Source organism: Streptococcus timonensis, assembly GCF_047460355.1.
GTDB lineage: Bacteria > Bacillota > Bacilli > Lactobacillales > Streptococcaceae > Streptococcus > Streptococcus timonensis_A.
Genome location: NZ_JASHGL010000001.1, coordinates 583,419 through 603,135 on the forward strand (window position 1 = coordinate 583,419; position 19,717 = coordinate 603,135).

The window sequence follows — 19,717 nt, forward strand, 5'->3', positions numbered from 1 at the left end:
GGTTAAAATTATTATATCAAAAAACTAAACGAATAGATACCTCGGTTAACTAGCTTTTGAGTATCCTTTAAGGATATGCTATACTAGACATATGTTAGATTTAGAGAAATATGGTGTGACCCTGTGGGAAGAGGAAAAAATTCTCTCTTTCCGTCAAAAACTTTTAGCTTGGTATGATGAAAATAAGCGTGATTTACCCTGGAGAAGAAGCAAAAATCCATACCATATCTGGGTTTCTGAAATCATGTTGCAACAGACCAGAGTTGATACAGTTATTCCCTATTATGAACGTTTTCTGGATTGGTTCCCAAGTGTTGTAGCTTTAGCAAATGCATCCGAACAGCGACTTTTAAAAGCCTGGGAAGGTTTGGGTTATTACTCGCGTGTTCGCAATATGCAAACTGCTGCTCAGCAGATTATGAATGAATTTAATGGAGAATTTCCTTCAACTTACGAAGGTATTTCAAGCTTGAAAGGGATTGGTCCCTATACGGCTGGTGCTATTTCAAGTATTGCCTTTAATCTTCCACAACCTGCAGTTGATGGGAACGTTATGAGAGTCTTGGCTCGCTTGTTTGAGGTAAATCATGATATTGGCAATCCCAGCAATCGTAAAATTTTTCAAGCTATGATGGAAATCTTAATTGATCCAGATCGTCCAGGTGATTTTAACCAGGCTTTGATGGATTTAGGTTCTGATATTGAAGCGCCTGTCAATCCTAGACCTCAAGATAGTCCAGTTAAGGACTTTAGCGCAGCCTTTCTACACGGGACCATGGATCGCTATCCCATTAAAGCACCAAAGAAAAAACCAATTCCAATCTATCTAAAGGCATTAGTGGTATCAAATGAAAAAGGGCAATTCTTATTGGAAAAGAACGAGAGCGAAAAACTATTAGCTGGATTTTGGCATTTTCCCTTGATTGAAGTTAATGAATTCTCAGAGCAAACTCATGACTTGGACCTTTTTAGTCAAGTTGCTGAACCAATTCTAGAAATGGGTCCGTCTCCCCAAGCTAGCTTTGAACAAGACTATGACCTTGATGTAAATTGGCTTGATGTTAGCTTTGAGGAAGTCAAGCATGTTTTTAGCCATCGTAAGTGGCATATTCAACTTATTGCCGGTCAGGTATCTGAAAATAAGGATTATACTGATAGAGAAGTCCTTTGGCTGACTCCGGAAGAATTTAGTCTGTATCCACTAGCAAAACCCCAACAGAAAATCTGGCAAACCTATTTAAAAAGAGGTCTATAAAGTCAGTGTTTTATGTCTTCTTTATGTTTTTTTGGTATAATGAGTAAAGGAAAAAGGTGACTATATGAAAAAAATTCTTATTGTAGATGATGAAAAACCCATCTCAGATATTATTAAGTTTAATATGACTAAGGAAGGCTATGATGTTGTGACAGCCTTTAATGGTCGTGAAGCAATTGAGTTATTTGAGTCCGAACAACCTGATATTATTATTTTGGACTTAATGTTGCCAGAGATTGATGGGCTTGAAGTTGCTAAAACAATTCGTAAGACAAGTAGTGTTCCTATTATTATGCTTTCTGCCAAAGACAACGAATTTGACAAGGTTATCGGACTAGAACTTGGAGCTGATGATTATGTGACCAAGCCCTTCTCAAATCGAGAATTGCAGGCGCGTGTTAAAGCCTTGCTACGTCGTTCGGTTGTACTTGCTACTGATAATCAAGAATCAGACACTAAGTTACAAAGTCTGCAAATTGGTGATTTGGAAATTCTCCCAGATGCCTATGTAGCCAAAAAATATGGTGAGGAGCTAGAGTTGACTCACCGTGAGTTTGAGCTTTTGTATCACCTAGCGTCACATATCGGCCAAGTGATTACTCGTGAACACCTCTTAGAGACTGTTTGGGGATACGATTATTTCGGAGATGTTCGTACCGTTGATGTGACCATTAGACGTCTCCGCGAGAAAATCGAAGACACACCAAGTAGACCAGAATACATCCTAACTCGTCGTGGAGTAGGATATTATATGAGAAATAATGATTGAAGTAATTAGACAAACAATTTTCACAAGAGATTTCGTCTTTGGCCTCATTTTAATTGGTTTTATTCTACTGCTCAGTTTTCTATTGCTTGAAAATCGTCGAGATAGCATTAGACTTAGACAATTAAACAAAAAAGTAAAGGATTTGATTGCTGGTGATTATTCTCACGTTCTAGACCTTCAAGGTTCTACCGAGATTACTAATATCGCAAATAATCTCAATGACCTGTCAGAAGTTATCCGTCTGACCCATGAAAATCTTGAGCAAGAGAGTAAAAGATTAAATTCTATTCTTTCTTATATGACTGATGGAGTGCTTGCTACCAATCGCCGTGGGCAAATTATCATGATCAATGATATGGCCAAGAAACAATTAGGGATTGTAAAAGATGAAGCACTCAACCAAAATATTTTAGAATTACTCCATATTGAAGATGAGTATGAGCTGCGAGATTTGATTACTCAAAGTCCGGAATTGATGATAGATTCTCAGGATGTGAATGGAGAATACATAAGTATTCGTGTGCGTTTTGCTCTTGTTCGTAGAGAATCTGGCTTTATTTCAGGTCTTGTTGCTGTATTGCACGATACAACTGAACAAGAGAAGGAAGAACGGGAGAGAAGGCTCTTCGTATCGAATGTTAGCCATGAACTGCGAACTCCTTTGACTAGTGTGAAATCTTATCTAGAGGCCTTGGATGAAGGTGCTTTGTCAGAACCAGTTGCGCCTGATTTTATTAAAGTATCATTAGATGAGACCAATCGAATGATGCGAATGGTAACAGATCTCTTACATCTATCGCGTATTGATAATGCTACTAGCAACTTAGATGTTGAATTAACTAATTTTACTGCATTCATTACCTTTATCCTCAATCGTTTTGATAAAATCAAAAGTCAGGATGAGAATCTGAAGTATGAATTGATTAGAGATTATCCAATTACTTCCGTATGGATTGAGATCGATACAGATAAGATGACTCAGGTGATTGATAATATTTTAAACAATGCTATCAAATATTCACCAGATGGTGGGAAAATCACTGTTTCTATGAAAACAACTGACGATCAGATGATTCTATCTATTTCCGATCAAGGATTGGGAATTCCAAAACAAGATTTACCTAAAATCTTTGACCGTTTCTATCGTGTGGATCGTGCTAGAAGCCGTGCTCAAGGTGGAACAGGTCTAGGATTAGCCATTGCTAAGGAAATCATCAAGCAACATAATGGATTTATCTGGGCCAAAAGTGAATATGGTAAAGGCTCAACCTTTACTATTGTGCTTCCTTATGATAAGGATGCTGTAAAAGAAGAAGTATGGGAGGATGAAGTAGAAGACTAGAATGAGTGAAACAGGCTTTAAATATAGTATTTTAGCATCGGGTTCTAGTGGAAATTCCTTCTATCTAGAAACCCCAAAGAAAAAGATTTTAGTGGATGCCGGTTTATCTGGTAAAAAAATTACAAGCTTATTGGGTGAAATCAATCGTAAGCCAGAAGATTTGGATGCTATTTTGATTACGCATGAGCATGCGGATCACATCCATGGAGTAGGGGTTCTTGCGCGCAAGTATGGCATGGACCTTTATGCTAATGAAAAAACTTGGCAGGCTATGGAGAATAGCAAATATCTTGGAAAGGTTGACTCATCACAAAAACATATCTTTGAAATGGGCAAGACTAAAACTTTTGGTGATATTGACATTGAAAGTTTTGGTGTTAGCCATGATGCAGTTGCTCCTCAATTTTATCGCTTTATGAAGGATGATAAGAGTTTTGTCCTATTGACTGATACAGGCTATGTCAGTGATCGAATGGCTGGTATTGTCGAGAATGCAGATGGCTATCTAATCGAGTCAAATCATGATGTTGAAATCCTGCGAGCTGGATCTTATGCTTGGCGACTCAAACAACGCATCCTGTCTGACCTTGGCCACCTATCAAATGAAGATGGTGCAGATGCCATGATTCGTACACTTGGAAATCGTACTAAGAAGATTTACCTAGGACATCTATCTAAAGAGAATAATATCAAGGAGCTGGCTCATATGACGATGGTCAATCAGTTGGCTCAGGCAGATCTAGGAGTAGGAGTAGACTTTCAAGTTTATGACACTTCACCAGATACTGCAACACCTTTAACGGATATATAAAAAGGAACACCATTAGGTGTTCCTTTTTAATGAATCTTAGTTTTTAATTTATGATATAATGATTTCATAAGCGATTATAATGGAGAAATATAAATTGAAAAAGACTTGGACATTTGCAGATTATTATGATACAACCATATTATTATTAGCATTGATATCTGTGGTGTTAGTTGTTTTTGGTTTTATGGATGTTATAGATTTGGATAATCCGCCTTACAATATTATTGATTTAATGATTTGGATAGTGTTTATAGTGGATTATCTATGGCGTTTCTTTTCTAGTAAAGAAAAATTTCGTTTCATTATTGATAATGTTTTTGATTTATTAGCGATTCTTCCTTTAAATGCTATTTTTACAGTTTTTCGTTTGGGACGTATTTTTCGTTTAGCAAAATTAACAAAATTAGTTAAACTTACAAGGTTATTAAGAATAATTGGTTTAAGTGGAAAATTAGAAAGAAAAGCTAGTAGATTACTGCGAACGAATGGCTTGCTTTATATCTTATATGTCAATTTGTTTATTGTATTTGTTGGAAGCTCAATCTTATCAGTTGTTGAGGAGAAGGCTTTTTCGGATAGTCTTTGGTGGGCTATTGTTACAGTAACAACTGTTGGTTATGGTGATATAGTCCCAAATTCGATATTTGGGAAATGGTTAGCAATAATCTTAATGCTAGTGGGTATAGGAACGATTGGGATGCTGACAAGTGCCTTAACTAATTTTTTTGTTAAAGAAAATTCTAATGAAGAATCCAAATTAGAACAACTACAGAATGAATTGGTTATGCAAAGGCGTTTAGTTGAGAAGCAGGCTGAAAGAATTGAAGAACTTCATAAAATGGTACAAGAATTACTTAACAAGTATTAATATAGAAAACACAAAAACCACTCAATCGAGTGGTTTTTATAATCCTGCAAATTCTTTAATTTCTTCTTCTGTCATAGATGAATCACAACGAACCTTGATTTGTCCATTTTTAACATGAACGAATCCTGGTACAGTTGGAATTTCGTAGCGTGAGCGGAAGTCTTGTAAAGCTTCAAGTTGGCTTGGTTCTTCACTATTAATGAAGTAGATGTGTGCTTTGGTTTCAGCCACTACACCAGCCAATGTGCCAGCAAATTTACGGCAGTAGGGACATGTTTTACGCCCGATAAAGAAAGTAGCAGTTTCTTTTTTTTCAAGAGCTTCTTGAGCACGCGCAACTGTAGTCACTTCAAGATCTTTGATGTTTTCTAAAAATTGTTCCATGAGAATACCTCGTTTATTTTGATAAAACTAGTATGCCATAAAAATGCTAAAATTGCTCAGTTTTGATACGCGAATAGGTGGTGGGGAAGAAATCAGTAGACTAAGTCTGATTTTCTAGTCCAATGTCCGTGTTTCTTTAAAGATATAGAAACTGAAGTTCTGCTCAAAAGAACAAGAAGAAGATATAAATTACAGTCATCTTTTACTTCATCATCAAAAATAGATGATATAAATTATAGTCAGCTTTATACTTTGTCATCAAAAATAAAGGTCAGGATTTTTCCCGACCTTTATATACTTGCTTATTTTACAAAGGCATTGATTTCAGCTTCGATGTTAGCAATCTTAGCTTGTGAATCTTCGTTGCTTTCACCAACAACTGCAATGTAGAACTTGATTTTTGGTTCAGTACCAGAAGGGCGAACTGCAATCCATGAACCATCTGCAAGAGTGTATTTCAATACATCACTTGGAGGAGTTGTCAAGGTTGTTACAGTGCCATCAGCTGCAGTAGATGTTTGTGTTTTGAAGTCTTCAGTGATTGAAACTGCTGTTGCGTTCCATTCTTTAGGCCCGTTTTCACGGAATTTAGCCATAATTGCTTTGATTTGCTCAGCACCGTCAACACCAGAAAGAGTAACAGAGATTGTCTTTTCAGCATAGTAGCCGTACTCTTTGTAGATTTCTTCGATACCGTCAGCTAAAGTCAAACCACGAGAACGGTAGTAGGCAGCAAGTTCAGCAACGACAAGAACAGCTTGGATGGCATCTTTATCACGTACGAATGGCTTAATCAAGTAACCGAAGCTTTCTTCAAACCCCATCATGTAGGTATGATTGTGTTTTTCTTCGAATTCTTGAATTTTTTCAGCGATAAATTTGAAACCAGTCAAGACGTTGAACATAGTTGCGCCGTAGCTTTCAGCAATCTTCGTTACCAAGTCAGTAGATACGATTGATTTACATAGGGCTGCATTTTCAGGAAGAGTTCCAGCATTTTTATGAGCTTCCAAGATGTACTTAGCCATGATGGCACCGATTTGGTTACCTGAAAGGTTGAGGTAGCTACCATCTTTTTGAAGAACTTCAACACCAACACGGTCAGCGTCAGGGTCAGTTGCCACAAGAACATCTGCACCAACTTGACGACCAAGTTCTTCTGCAAGTGCAAAGGCTGCTTGGCTCTCTGGGTTTGGAGATTTAACAGTTGAGAAGTCTGGGTCTGGAGTTGCTTGGGCTTCAACTAATTGAACAGAGTCAAATCCTGCTTGAGCAAGAGCACGACGAGCCAACATTTCACCAGTACCATGAAGTGGTGTGTAGACAATCTTCATGTCTTTACCGAATTCTTCAATCAAGGCGGGGTTGATGTTTACGTCCTTCACCTCTTTGAGGTATTCAACATCGACAGCTTCGCCGATAACTTCAATCAAGCCAGAAGCTTTTTCAGCTTCTACATCAGCGACTTCTACAGCGAAAAGATTGTCGATAGCACGGATGTAGGTAGTCAAAGCGTCAGCATCGTGTGGAGGCATTTGGCCACCATCTTCACCATAAACCTTGTAACCATTAAATGGAGCTGGGTTGTGGCTGGCAGTAATCATGATACCTGCAAAGCAGTTGAGGTGACGAACTGCAAATGAAAGCTCTGGAGTTGGACGGAGACTTTCAAAAACATACGATTTAATACCGTGTTTAGCAAGAACTGCTGCAGATTCAAAGGCAAATTCTGGAGAAAAGTGACGGCTATCATAAGCGATGGCTACACCACGTTCTTTTTCATTTCCACCTTTTGACTCAATCAAACGAGCCAAACCTTCAGTTGCTTGACGAACAACGTAGATATTAATGCGATTAGTTCCAGCACCAATCAATCCACGCATACCTGCAGTACCAAACTCAAGATTTGTATAGAATGCGTCTTCCTTAGTTTTTTCGTCCATATTTTCCAAATCATGACGAAGATAGTCTGGAAGTTCTGCGAAATCAACCCAATTTTGGTAGTTTTCTTGGTAAGCCATAGGAAATCTCCTTTAATATATAATCTAATCGCTTAAATTATACCACGATTTGAAGTTTTAGTAAAACGTTAGCATGAGTTTCTGAAAAAGTTATGAAATGTACCTAAACCACAAGTCTTGAACGGCTTACCGAAACATGCTATACTAACTGTATGATTATTTTACAAGCTAATAAAATTGAACGTTCTTTTGCTGGAGAGGTTCTTTTTGATAATATAAACCTACAAGTAGATGAAAGAGACCGCATTGCCCTCGTTGGGAAAAATGGTGCAGGAAAGTCTACATTACTCAAGATATTGGTTGGAGAAGAGGAGCCAACCACTGGTGAAATCAATAAGAAAAAAGATATTTCCCTCTCTTATCTAGCACAGGATAGTCGCTTTGAGTCTGAAAATACTATTTACGATGAAATGCTACATGTATTTGATGATTTGCGTCGGACTGAAAGACAACTTCGACAGATGGAGTTGGAGATGGGGGAAAAGACTGGTGCAGAATTAGACAAACTTATGTCTGACTATGATCGCCTATCAGAAAATTTCCGTCAGGCTGGAGGATTTACCTATGAAGCCGATATTCGCTCTATCTTAAATGGATTCAAGTTTGACGAGTCCATGTGGCAGATGCGAATCGCTGAGCTTTCCGGTGGTCAAAATACCCGTTTAGCCCTTGCCAAAATGCTCCTTGAAAAGCCTAATCTCTTGGTCTTGGACGAGCCGACTAACCACCTAGATATTGAAACTATAGCCTGGCTAGAGAATTACTTGGTAAATTATAGCGGTGCTTTAATTATCGTCAGCCATGACCGTTATTTCCTCGATAAGGTTGCGATCATAACACTCGACTTAACCAAACATTCTTTAGATAGATATGTGGGAAATTACTCTTCTTTTGTTGAGCAAAAAGAACTAAAATTAGCAACTGAAGCTAAAAATTACGAAAAGCAACAGAAGGAAATTGCTGCTTTAGAAGACTTTGTTAACCGAAATCTCGTTCGAGCATCGACAACCAAGCGTGCTCAATCTAGACGTAAACAACTGGAAAAGATGGAGCGTTTAGATAAGCCTGAAGCTGGGAATAAATCAGCCAATATGACCTTTCACTCTGATAAAACATCTGGTAATATTGTGCTGACAGTTGAGAATGCTGCTATTGGATATGATGGAGAAATATTATCAGAGCCTATCAACCTCGACCTTCGTAAGATGAATGCTATTGCTATCGTAGGACCTAATGGTATTGGTAAATCAACCTTTATCAAGTCTATTGTGGACCAGATTCCCTTTATCAAGGGTGAGAAGCGCTTCGGTGCAAATGTAGAAGTTGGCTACTATGATCAAACTCAAAGTAAGTTGACACCAAGCAATACAGTTTTAGATGAACTTTGGAATGATTTTAGATTGACACCAGAAGTGGAAATCCGAAATCGTTTAGGCGCCTTCCTTTTTTCAGGTGATGATGTTAAGAAATCAGTTGGCATGCTTTCAGGTGGAGAGAAAGCTCGATTGCTTCTAGCTAAACTATCAATGGAAAATAATAACTTCCTGATTCTTGACGAGCCGACAAACCATTTGGATATTGATAGTAAGGAAGTTCTAGAAAATGCCCTGATTGACTTTGACGGAACTCTTCTCTTTGTCAGCCACGACCGTTATTTCATCAACCGTGTAGCTACTCATGTGTTGGAATTATCCGAGAATGGATCAACCCTTTATCTAGGTGATTATGACTATTATGTTGATAAAAAAGCAGAGCTAGTAGCTAGTCAAGCGGAAGAAGCGGCAGCTTATAGCCAAGAAAAAGAGTTTTCTCCAGTTAATGACTATCAAGCCCAAAAAGAGAGTCAAAAAGAACTTCGTAAGTTGATGAGACAAATCGAAAACTTAGAGGCAGAAATCGAAGAACTGGAAACTCAGTCCCAAGCCATTTCTGAACAAATGCATACAACCAATGATGCGGATGAACTCATACAATTACAAGCAGAACTGGATAAAATCAGTCATCGTCAAGAAGAAGCAATGCTAGAGTGGGAAGAATTATCGGAGCAGGTGTAGGATGGAAAATCTTGGAAAAGTTTTTCGTGAATTTCGAATCAGTAAAAATTACTCTCTAAAAGAAGCTGCAGGAGAAGCCTGCTCGACCTCTCAATTATCTCGTTTTGAACTTGGAGAGTCGGATCTGGCTACTTCACGTTTCTTTGAAATTTTAGATAATATTCACGTGACGCTTGAAAATTTTATGGATAAGGCCAGAAATTTTCAACATCATGAGCATGTCAGCTTGATGGCTCAGATTATTTCACTTTACTACTCAAATGATATTGCAGGTTTTCAAAAGCTTCAAAGAGAACAACTTGAAAAGGCTAAGAGTTCAACTAATCCCCTCTATTTTGAGCTGAACTGGATTTTATTACAAGGTCTAATTTGTCAAAGAGATGCTAGTTACAGTATGAAACAAAGTGATTTGGACAAGGTAGCAGATTATCTTTTTCAAACAGAAGAATGGACCATGTATGAGTTGATTTTATTTGGTAATCTCTATAGCTTTTATGATGTTGACTATGTTGCTCGACTTGGTAGAGAAGTGATGGAGCGCGAAGAATTTTATCAAGAGATTGGTCGTCATCGAAAACTGGTCTTGATTTTAGCTCTTAATTGTTACCAGCATTGCTTGGAAAATTTTGCTTTTGAAAATTCCAGCTATTTTGAAGCTTACGTAGAGAAGATTATCTGTAATGGTATCAAACTGTATGAGCGTAATATTTTCCATTATCTAAAAGGCTTTTCCTTGTACCAAAAAGGACAGTGTAAAGAAGGTTGTAAGCAGATGCAAGAATCTATGCATATTTTTGACGTGCTAGGTCTTCCAGAGCAAGTAGCCTACTATCAGGAACACTACGAAAAATTTGTCAAAGTTAAATTTCCCAAATACGGGAAAAAATAAGAAACTCCTCCAAGTTTTGATACAATAGTTTCAAAATTTGAGAGGAGTTTTTATGAATCGATTCGCAGTGCAGTTAATTAGTCGTGGTGCTATAAACAAGATAGGAAATATGCTCTATGATTATGGAAACAGTGTTTGGTTGGCATCAATGGGAACGATAGGACAGACCGTTTTAGGGATTTATCAGATCTCTGAACTCGTCACATCCATTCTAGTCAATCCTTTTGGTGGGGTTGTTTCAGATCGTTTTTCACGTCGCAAGATTTTGATGATGACAGACTTGATTTGTGGTATTCTCTGTTTGGCCATTTCTTTTATCAGAAATGATAGCTGGATGATTGTGGCTCTAATTTTTGCTAATATTGTTCAGGCGATTGCCTTTGCTTTTTCTCGCACTGCTAATAAAGCTATTATAACAGAGATTGTAGAGAAAGATGAGATAGTGACCTATAACTCTCATTTGGAGCTAGTTTTGCAGGTGGTGGGTGTCAGTTCTCCCGTGTTTTCTTTCCTTGTTTTACAATTTGCAAGTCTTCATATGGCGCTCTTACTAGATGCTTTGACTTTTTTCATTGCCTTTGTTTTAGTAGCCTTACTTCCAAAAGAAGAACCAAAGATTCAAGATAAGAAACCTTTTACTGGGAAAGATATTTTTGCGGATATCAAAGATGGCTTGAACTATATCTGGCGTCAACAAGAGATCTTCTTTCTCTTGTTAGTGGCTTCCAGCGTTAATTTCTTTTTTGCTGCCTTTGAATTTTTGCTTCCTTTTTCAAATAAACTTTATGGTGTAGACGGAGCCTATGCGACTATCTTAACCATGGGTGCGATTGGCTCAATCATAGGAGCACTGATAGCCAATAAATTTAAATCTAGTATGAAGATGCTTTTATTCTTATTGATTTTAACAGGAGTAGGAGTTTTCATGATGGGTTTACCACTGCCAAATCTTCTTACTTTTTCAGGAAACCTAATTTGTGAACTCTTTATGACAATTTTTAATATTCACTTTTTCACTCAGGTACAGACCAAGGTTGACGGAGACTATCTGGGGAGGGTATTGAGTACCATTTTTACACTGGCAATTCTCTTTATGCCGATTGCGAAAGGTTTGATGACATTTCTACCAAGTGTGCAATTAGTTTCCTTTTTAATCATCGGACTCGGAGTTATTTTTCTTTCGTTGGTATCAATGATTTATATTCAAAGACAAGATTAATAAACAAAAAAACAGCGGTTTGGCTGTTTTTTTGTTTAAATCCATCCACCCTGAGGGAATCGAACCCCCATCTCAAGAACCGGAATCTTACGTGATATCCATTACACTAAGAGTGGAAACTTTCACCATTATATCAAAAAATATGGTGTAACTCAAGACTAATGTATATGCACTATATGGAGGATACTAAAAAGGATTTAGCAAAAACTAAATCCTCTTAAATGTTTATTTTTTTTCAAGAAGTGCTTTAATTTCTTGAAGAACTTCCAATTCAGTCGGTCCTGCTGGAGTTTCTTCAACAGGTTCATCTTTCTTACGAAGGTTTTGTGCTTTTTCAATAGCTTTAATAACGAAGAAAAGAACAGTACCTACAACAACAAAGTTGATAATAGCGCTCAAGAATTTACCATATGTAACACCATTCCATGCAAGCTCAGCAATGTTTTGTACTTTCGCAGCTTCCAAGGCTGGGTTCAATAGGAGTGGAGTGATGATATCATTAACAAATGAAGTCACGATAGCACCAAAAGCAGAGGCAATGATCACACCGACAGCAAGGTCAACAACGTTGCCACGGAGTAAGAAATTTTTAAGATCCTTTAACATAATCTTTTTCCTTTCATATTTTCAGACTACATTATATCGCAGTTTTATAGGAAAATCAAGGGATTTAACTATTTATTTTTAAATACAAAAAGCTTACTAAAAAGGTAATTTAATATAACAATGGAAACCTGAGCTATAAAAATTTCAATAGTATTAATAGCATCTATATTGTGACCTACAAATTGGCCAATAATTTGTGGGAAGGTCGTTACAAAAACAAAAGTTAGAAGAAGATCTAGTACAAAAGTAAAGAATCTAGCTGCTGAGAATTTTATTAAACGATTAAACCAATTTTTTCGTTTTTGCTTAAAAACAATGGTATCATTTGTAACAAAGGCAAAGAGAATTCCAGTTATATTTCCAACAGCTGTGGCAAAAAGCTCTTCGCGTGTTAGATAAAAAATGATCATGCGAGTTCCTACAGAAACTATGGTAGTAGCAACACCGAAAAATAAATAGGAAAGTATTTCATTATCAAAAAATTTTTTTAAATATTTTTTCATAAAATTAGTATAGCACAAAGCAAATAATTGTGCTATACTTGTAAAGTTGACTTTTCATCAACCCTTGGTGCTTAGCTTCTTTCACCAAGCATATTAAACGCGGGTAAACCGCTAAAGGAGAAAATATGAAAAAACTTACTGTTCGTGATATGGCAGATATTGCCATTGTCGCCGCTATCTATGTGGTCTTGACCATTACTCCACCGCTAAATGCTATCAGTTATGGTGCCTATCAGTTCCGTATTTCTGAGATGATGAATTTCTTAGCTTTCTACAATCCTAAGTACATCATTGGTGTTACGATTGGATGTATGATTGCCAATTTCTTCAGCTTTGGTATTATCGACGTTGCCGTTGGAGGTGGATCGACTTTAGTATTCCTAAGTCTTGGAGTCATCTTGTTTAGCAAATACAGCAAAGACTATCTATTTAATGGATTGATTCGAAAAGATCATTTCTTCTTTTCAATTCTATTCTCAATATCTATGGTAACAATTGCGGCTGAATTGTATCTTGTTGCTGAAGCTCCATTTTTCTTGACATGGTTCACTACAGGTATCGGAGAATTTGCTTCCTTAATCATCGGAGCTATTATCATTGGAAAAATTGGTCAACGAATTGATTTGACTAGATAATTTTTAAACAATTAAGCAGTTGAACCTGGTTCAACTGCTTTTTCTTTATATTTGAGGTTCTTTAGTAGATAAAGTGGTATAATAAAGAAAAAAGGGATTATTTTAATATGTATAGTTATCATATTTCAGTTTTTGAAGTCCTTTGGAAACATCAGGTCATTAGATTTTTGTTAATTTTTTTAGCACTATTTTATTTCTATCTTTTTTTCCAAAGAGTTAAGACATCCTTAAAAAGTGGTGGGAGTATGTTGGATCCTTTTCATATTTCAAAGGGAAGATTATACATTCACACGATTATTCTTTTTAGAAAAAGGATTATTCCTCTAGCTGAAATTAGACAGATTGATATTGCTTACGTTCGAGGGAGAAGAATGAATGGGGACAGGTATCATCTGTACTTTACAAGGAAAGATGGAAAATCTTTTACTTTTTATTTTGGAAAAAGCAAAAGAAGCGAGGAGTTATTGAAAAATCTTGCCAATGTGGCCAAGAAGTGCCATATTAAAATCCATCATTATTAAGAGTCGATTGCTAAAATTGGATTGTTGTCACTTGTGACAGTTGTCAAATCTAGGAGAGTAGCTAATATGAATCAACTATAAGTAATAAGAGAAGATAATCAACTAAGAACTTTATTGATGCAGGAATGTGATATTTTATTTTATGACCAGTTGAAAGAGGTCGAATTTTCTCAGAACAATGAAGTTTATTCTCTTTCGCACAGGGCCTTTGCTAAAGATTGCAGCGGGGGAGAATATGTAATTCTTGAGGATGAGAGTATCGGCTTTATAGGAAGCGAAGGACAAGTTGGGAGGGTGGCAGAAAGCCTTAAGGGCCTGCTTGCCTTCTTTCTTCATGCTGGTTCTATCTCTGTTTTTCTTGTCGTTTGCTCTACCAAAAAAAGGATTTATTAGCAAAATTTTGTCAAGGATTTCTCAACAAAGCACGAGAAAATTATCAGTCAAAAGGGGTAGTGTGGGATAAAGTGAGAGCTGGACTTGCACAAGAGTTGGGACTTGAATTTGAGCCAGAAAAACTACAAGAGTTAGCCTTCAATTTTTATCAATCAGCTATAAGCCCCCCTCTTTTCACCTGTAAATATGGTCATGGTGAGAATGAATATGTCTGCGATTCTGTTTTGTCAGATATTGTGGGCTTGTGGGTTTCGAAGCTTATTGGAATGAGTAGGGAAGAAATTATGAACTTTGGCAACTAATAGCTAGATGGTAATGATTTTTCGCTGTAGCTTGGGTAAGGATTTCTAAAAAAGATGATGGAAAAATAAGGTCTGAAAAATTCTTTATTCTCTTAAAGTTTTTTATGTTATAATAGCAACAGAAAATTTTTTAGGAGTTTATATGAGTTCTTCAGAATTTATTTCAAAGATTGATTATTATTGTCATAAGAAAGAAAATCTATTTGACAAAAGTAAGTTCAAATATGCCATTCGTTCTATGTTCGCAGGCGCTTTCTTAACCTTTAGTACAGCCGCTGGGGCTATCGGTGCAGATCTACTAAATAGCATCATCCCTAGTGCTGGCTATTTTCTTTTTCCCTTTGTGTTTGCTTGGGGACTGGTTTACATTGTATTTTTAAATGCTGAATTGGTCACATCAAACATGATGTACCTGACAGCTGGAACATTCTTGAAGAAGATCGATTGGAAGAAGGCCTTTATTATCTTACTCTATTGTGCTTTTTTCAACTTAGTTGGAGCTATCTTAGCAGGTTGGTGCTTTGCTAATTCATCTGCTTTTTCACATCTAACACACGACAGTTACCTACCCAAAATTGTAGCTAAAAAGTTAGCAAGACCTAGTGATTTGGTCTTGTTGGAGGGGATTCTGGCAAATATGTTTGTAAATATTGCCATTCTATCATCTATTTTAGTTAAGGATAGCGGTGCTAAGCTGTGGATTATCTTGTCAGCTATTTCTATGTTTGTTTTCTTGTCAAACGAGCACATTGCAGCTAACTTTTCATCCTTTAGCATTATTAAATTTAGTATTGTAGCTGATCAGATTGCTAACTTTGATATTCCTAATATCCTACGTCATTGGAGTGTTACCTTCATTGCTAACTTGATTGGTGGAGGATTCTTGATAGGCTTACCATACGCTTATCTTAATAAAAATGAAGAGACTTATGTAGATTAAAATATATCAATTGAAGTGGGGAGAAATGCTAGGTTTCTCTCTTTTTATTTTAGTTAAAAATTATATTAAATATAATAAATATCTCTAGAAGTTCAGGAATAGTTTTCAGAGATATTTGAAGTGTAAAAACTGAATACTACAAGGGTGTAAACGATACCGATATTTTTAAAAAATATTAGTGATTGATTTAGGAAAGCCTTCCCATAATATTGATTTTATGTTATAATATTCACAAATAAAATGTTTTAGGAGTTTATATGGTTTCTTCAGAATTTATTTCAAAGATTGAATTTGCTTGTCACAAAAAGGAAAGCCTATACAATCAGCACAAGTTCAAGTACGCTATTCGTTCGATGTTTGCAGGTGCCTTTTTGACCTTCAGTACTGCTGCGGGTGCGATTGGTGCTGACTTGATCAATAAAATTGTCCCAGGAACAGGCCGTTTCCTTTTCCCATTTGTTTTTGCTTGGGGACTTGTCTATATCGTTTTCTTAAATGCAGAATTGGTAACATCAAATATGATGTTCTTGACTGCAGGTACATTCTTGAAGAAGATTAACTGGAAGAAAACAGCAGAGATCTTACTTTACTGTACTTTCTTCAACTTGATTGGTTCCCTCATAGCAGGATGGGGATTCGCTCATTCGGCAGCTTTCGCAAAATTGTCACATGAAAGCTTTATTTCAGGTGTTGTTGAGATGAAGCTAGGTCGTGGTAATGATTTAGTCTTACTTGAAGCTATTTTGGCAAATGTCTTCGTAAATATTGCCATTCTTTCCTTTGTCTTGATTAAAGACAGTGCTGCGAAACTCTGGATTGTCTTATCTGCTATTTATATGTTTGTATTCTTGACAAACGAACACATTGCAGCTAACTTTGCTTCCTTCGCTATCGTAAAATTCAGTGTCGCAGCAGACACAATTGCTAACTTTGGTATTGGTAATATCCTTCGTCACTGGGGTGTGACCTTTATCGGTAACCTTATCGGTGGTGGGCTTTTGATTGGTTTACCATACGCCTTCTTAAACAAAAACGAAGATACATACGTAGATTAAAAGTTGGATTTATTCCAACTTTTTCTTTTTATCTATCCATGCTATAATGAATGTAGCAATAAGGATATAGAGGAATATCATGAATGAAATTAAATGCCCCAATTGTGGGGAAGTTTTTACAGTTAATGAAAGCCAATATGCAGAGCTGATTTCTCAAGTTCGAACTGTAGAGTTTGATAAGGAATTGCATAATCGTATGAAGCAAGAGTTGGCTTTGGCTGAGCAAAAAGCCATGAATGAGCAACAGACCAAACTGGCTCAAAAAAACCAAGAAATAGCTCAACTCCAAAGCCAAATTCAGAACTTTGATACGGAAAAAGAGTTGGCCAAAAAGGAAGTCGAGCAAAGTGCTAGTCAAAGTCTGTTAGAGAAGGAAAAAGAAGTTCAAGCACTTGAAAATCAACTAGCTACCTTGCGCTTGGAACATGAGAACCAACTGCAAAAAACTTTATCTGATTTAGAAAAAGAACGTGATCAGGTTAAAAATCAGCTCCTTTTACAGGAAAAGGAAAACGAACTTTCTCTTACTTCTGTCAAGCAAAACTATGAAGCCCAACTGAAGGCAGCTAATGAGCAGGTCGAATTCTACAAGAATTTCAAGGCTCAACAATCAACCAAGGCTATTGGAGAAAGTCTTGAGCAGTATGCGGAAAGTGAGTTTAACAAGGTCCGTAGCTTTGCCTTTCCTAATGCCTATTTTGAAAAGGATAACAAAGTCTCAGCTCGTGGGTCTAAAGGGGACTTTATCTTCCGTGACTTTGATGAAAATGGGCTAGAATTCATTTCCATCATGTTTGAGATGAAAAATGAAGCTGACGGGACTGAAAAGAAGCATAAGAATGCCGATTTTTACAAGGAGTTGGACAAGGATCGTCGTGAGAAGAACTGTGAGTATGCCGTATTAGTGACTATGCTTGAGGCTGATAATGACTACTTCAATACTGGAATTGTTGACGTCAGCCACGAGTATGAGAAGATGTACGTCGTTCGTCCTCAGTTCTTTATCCAGTTGATTGGTCTCTTACGCAATGCGGCTCTTAATTCCCTTAAATACAAGCAGGAGCTAGCACTAATCCGTGAGCAAAACATTGATATCACCCATTTCGAGGAAGACCTAGATGCTTTCAAAGTGGCCTTTGCCAAGAACTACAATTCAGCATCTGTTAACTTCGGTAAGGCCATCGATGAAATCGACAAAGCCATCAAACGCATGGAAGAGGTCAAGAAATTCTTGACCACATCAGAAAACCAACTCCGACTTGCCAATAATAAGCTGGATGATGTTTCAGTTAAAAAATTGACTCGGAAGAATCCGACTATGAAAGCTAAGTTTGATGCCTTGAAGGGGGAGTAAATTTTCCATAGAACCAGGAATTTATATGAAAAGAGTTATAGAAATTATTAGAACATGGTCAGCTGATAAAATAGAATTAGTATTTCTTAAAATTATATTTAAATACTTGCTGTATTTTTTAGTGTTTTCAACAGTAATTGTGTATATATATATTTTTAACCATTCATCGACCACTTACACAAAGGTATTAACAATACTTCTTGTCCTTCTTATATTGTTTATTCTTCTATCTAAAATATTACTAGATAAGACTTTAATTGATATTTTATTTGAAGATATCAATTTAACAAAGTATCAGTATATAGTTGCTAGAGCTGATGCAAATTCTTTAAATAGAAATGTTCAAGTTCTTCCAAAATATTTGGCAAATGCAAAAGTATCCTTTTATAGAGGACACTTCCGAGATAGTTTAGAATTGCTGAATAACATAAAAAATAGTAATCTAAAGAAATCCAAAAATCTGTACTATGTATTTAATATCAAGTATTATAGCATCCTAAACTTGCTTCATTTGAATGATTGTTTAGAATTAAAAGAATTGATGGTAGAAATTGAAGGACTAAAAAGTAATGTTCAATCTCAAATTCTAAAATATCAGGAAGATATTTTGAGTTTAAAGGCTATTGTTGATATCTATTGTAATAAAATATCAAACGACTATTTCGACACCACTGAACCAGAAAACAAGCTAACTCAAATCATGTTCTCTTATTATGGAGCACTCAATGCTCAGCTAAAAGGAGACGAAGATCGTGCTCGTAGTTTGTTTGAAAGCATAGCCCATGAGAATCAAGAGCTTTTCTATGTACAGGAAGCGCAGAAATATTTAGAAGCAGAGGAATAAGAGAGTAACATATGAATTTAGTAAAAAAAATAGTAAGTAGGGCGACAGAAAACACTCTGTTACAACTTGATAGGGCTATTCTAATTTGCTCATTTTTAGGCTTGGTTGTTGATGTGATAGCAGTGTGTTTAGTATTGCAAAGTAATTTGATAATATTGGGACTAATATTATTAGTTATTGCCTTTTTAGCTCTCGTCTTTGTATTTTATTTAAGATTTGTAACTAGCAAAGTTGTTTATCTAATTTTAAACGATGCTATTAATCTTAAACTGTATGAAGACATGTCCAGGGTTCAATCTGAGAAATCGATTAAGATTTATAGGGCAACATATCAAGAGTATTATCAATTTATCCAAGGTCAAGTGGCTTATCTAAAAGGAGACTTTCAATCTGCCAAGGAAATTATGTCCAAATATAATTTGAAAAAAATTTGGGGTAGATTAAGAGACTATACATTTTTAATATCAAGCTTTGAACTATTAAAAGTATCTATTCATCTTCAAGATGCCCAAGATATTGCTTTCTTTGAGGAACAGTTGTCCAAGGCGCCAGATTCGAAAGATGGTAAGGCAAAACTAATCGCTCAAGCCCAAGCCATAAAAGATATTGTGTTCAATCAAGAAGTGAACGACTATTTCGACACTGCGGAACCAGAAAATAAGTTAGCTCGAATCATGTTTTCTTATTACGGCGCTCTCAATGCCCAATTAAAAGGAGATGAAGCTCGTGCTCGCAGTTTGTTTGAAAGTATCGCCCATGAAAATCCAGAACTCTTTTATGTTCAGGAAGCGAAGAAATATTTAGGAGTTGAAAACTGATGTCAGGGCTTACCGCTTACCGATTGGGAGTGTTGTTCGGGTGAGAGAAGGTGTGGAGCCTGTCATGATTGTTAATCATTGTCCAGATACTAAAAAGCAGAGGCAAAAATGAAACTAGGACCATTTGGATTGGG

Annotated in this window: 19 protein-coding genes, 1 tRNA gene, 1 pseudogene and 1 riboswitch; of the genes and pseudogenes, 16 read left to right on the top strand and 5 right to left on the bottom strand. The window is 36.5% G+C overall.

The features are described from left to right. Positions 1–91: 91 nt before the first annotated feature. The 5 genes from mutY to QM941_RS03110 all read left to right on the top strand — a co-directional run bounded on the left by mutY (position 92) and on the right by QM941_RS03110 (position 5,045). Positions 92–1,255 (top strand): A/G-specific adenine glycosylase, encoded by a 1,164-nt coding sequence (gene mutY, locus QM941_RS03090; protein ID WP_414338728.1) that lies wholly within the window; start codon positions 92–94, stop codon positions 1,253–1,255. 64 nt (positions 1,256–1,319) lie between these two features. Beyond that, entirely contained in the window at positions 1,320–2,024 is a 705-nt protein-coding gene (yycF, locus tag QM941_RS03095; protein ID WP_414338731.1) for a response regulator YycF, read from the top strand. Beyond that, the gene (gene vicK / locus QM941_RS03100; RefSeq protein ID WP_414338734.1) at positions 2,017–3,366 is read left to right on the top strand and encodes a cell wall metabolism sensor histidine kinase VicK; all 1,350 of its coding nucleotides are present in this window, start codon (positions 2,017–2,019) and stop codon (positions 3,364–3,366) included. The genes yycF and vicK overlap by 8 nt, the downstream gene beginning before the upstream one ends. Position 3,367: 1 nt before the next feature. Beyond that, on the top strand, positions 3,368–4,177 hold the full coding sequence (locus QM941_RS03105) for an MBL fold metallo-hydrolase (protein WP_414338737.1): 810 nt from the start codon (positions 3,368–3,370) through the stop codon (positions 4,175–4,177). Between the two features lie 94 nt (positions 4,178–4,271). Beyond that, the gene (locus tag QM941_RS03110) at positions 4,272–5,045 is read left to right on the top strand and encodes a potassium channel family protein (RefSeq protein WP_414338902.1); all 774 of its coding nucleotides are present in this window, start codon (positions 4,272–4,274) and stop codon (positions 5,043–5,045) included. Between the two features lie 36 nt (positions 5,046–5,081). Here the strand turns inward: QM941_RS03110 and QM941_RS03115 are convergent, their stop codons facing one another. Together QM941_RS03115 and QM941_RS03120 are read right to left on the bottom strand one after the other, a co-directional pair. Continuing rightward, positions 5,082–5,429, bottom strand: coding sequence for a thioredoxin (locus tag QM941_RS03115; RefSeq protein WP_414338740.1), 348 nt, complete (start codon positions 5,427–5,429; stop codon positions 5,082–5,084). 302 nt (positions 5,430–5,731) lie between these two features. Then, complete coding sequence (locus QM941_RS03120; RefSeq protein ID WP_414338743.1) at positions 5,732–7,450, bottom strand: phospho-sugar mutase; 1,719 nt, start codon at positions 7,448–7,450, stop codon at positions 5,732–5,734. Positions 7,451–7,602: 152 nt separating this feature from the next. Here QM941_RS03120 and QM941_RS03125 point away from each other — a divergent pair, with 152 nt between their 5' ends. From QM941_RS03125 to QM941_RS03135, 3 genes are read left to right on the top strand one after another with little or no spacing between them, the layout of a single operon-like run. Further along, positions 7,603–9,504, top strand: a complete 1,902-nt coding sequence (locus QM941_RS03125; RefSeq protein WP_414338745.1) for an ABC-F family ATP-binding cassette domain-containing protein — start codon at positions 7,603–7,605, stop codon at positions 9,502–9,504. Position 9,505: 1 nt separating this feature from the next. Next, positions 9,506–10,393: an XRE/MutR family transcriptional regulator gene (locus QM941_RS03130; protein WP_414338748.1), complete on the top strand. Its 888-nt coding sequence runs from the start codon at positions 9,506–9,508 to the stop codon at positions 10,391–10,393. Positions 10,394–10,445: 52 nt separating this feature from the next. Next, on the top strand, positions 10,446–11,612 hold the full coding sequence (locus QM941_RS03135) for an MFS transporter (protein ID WP_414338750.1): 1,167 nt from the start codon (positions 10,446–10,448) through the stop codon (positions 11,610–11,612). A gap of 44 nt (positions 11,613–11,656) precedes the next feature. Here QM941_RS03135 and QM941_RS03140 read toward each other — a convergent pair. From QM941_RS03140 to QM941_RS03150, 3 genes are all read right to left on the bottom strand, one after another. Next, a tRNA-Arg gene (locus tag QM941_RS03140) sits at positions 11,657–11,728 on the bottom strand. 109 nt (positions 11,729–11,837) lie between these two features. After that, the gene (gene mscL, locus QM941_RS03145; RefSeq protein ID WP_414338753.1) at positions 11,838–12,218 is read right to left on the bottom strand and encodes a large conductance mechanosensitive channel protein MscL; all 381 of its coding nucleotides are present in this window, start codon (positions 12,216–12,218) and stop codon (positions 11,838–11,840) included. A gap of 68 nt (positions 12,219–12,286) precedes the next feature. After that, positions 12,287–12,721, bottom strand: coding sequence for a GtrA family protein (locus QM941_RS03150; RefSeq protein WP_414338755.1), 435 nt, complete (start codon positions 12,719–12,721; stop codon positions 12,287–12,289). Between the two features lie 28 nt (positions 12,722–12,749). Beyond that, positions 12,750–12,849: riboswitch (PreQ1 riboswitch) on the top strand. Between QM941_RS03150 and QM941_RS03155 the strand changes: the two genes are divergently transcribed. The 8 genes and pseudogenes from QM941_RS03155 to QM941_RS03190 all read left to right on the top strand — a co-directional run bounded on the left by QM941_RS03155 (position 12,847) and on the right by QM941_RS03190 (position 19,695). Then, positions 12,847–13,356, top strand: a complete 510-nt coding sequence (locus QM941_RS03155) for a QueT transporter family protein (protein WP_075567490.1) — start codon at positions 12,847–12,849, stop codon at positions 13,354–13,356. Its footprint overlaps the riboswitch before it by 3 nt. Before the next feature lie 638 nt (positions 13,357–13,994). Then, a pseudogene (locus tag QM941_RS03160) lies at positions 13,995–14,572 on the top strand (hypothetical protein). Between the two features lie 142 nt (positions 14,573–14,714). Then, the gene (locus QM941_RS03165) at positions 14,715–15,512 is read left to right on the top strand and encodes a formate/nitrite transporter family protein (RefSeq protein WP_414338757.1); all 798 of its coding nucleotides are present in this window, start codon (positions 14,715–14,717) and stop codon (positions 15,510–15,512) included. Between the two features lie 257 nt (positions 15,513–15,769). Beyond that, complete coding sequence (locus QM941_RS03170) at positions 15,770–16,567, top strand: formate/nitrite transporter family protein (protein WP_414338760.1); 798 nt, start codon at positions 15,770–15,772, stop codon at positions 16,565–16,567. A gap of 79 nt (positions 16,568–16,646) precedes the next feature. Continuing rightward, a complete protein-coding gene (locus tag QM941_RS03175; protein WP_414338763.1) occupies positions 16,647–17,921 on the top strand; it encodes a DUF2130 domain-containing protein in 1,275 nt (424 codons plus the stop codon). Positions 17,922–17,946: 25 nt separating this feature from the next. Further along, on the top strand, positions 17,947–18,765 hold the full coding sequence (locus QM941_RS03180; protein WP_414338766.1) for a hypothetical protein: 819 nt from the start codon (positions 17,947–17,949) through the stop codon (positions 18,763–18,765). A gap of 11 nt (positions 18,766–18,776) precedes the next feature. Continuing rightward, positions 18,777–19,583 carry a hypothetical protein gene (locus QM941_RS03185; RefSeq protein ID WP_414338768.1) on the top strand — a complete coding sequence of 269 codons (807 nt, stop codon included), beginning with the start codon at positions 18,777–18,779 and terminating at the stop codon, positions 19,581–19,583. A gap of 52 nt (positions 19,584–19,635) precedes the next feature. Then, the gene (locus QM941_RS03190; RefSeq protein ID WP_414257115.1) at positions 19,636–19,695 is read left to right on the top strand and encodes a hypothetical protein; all 60 of its coding nucleotides are present in this window, start codon (positions 19,636–19,638) and stop codon (positions 19,693–19,695) included. Positions 19,696–19,717 lie beyond the last annotated feature (22 nt).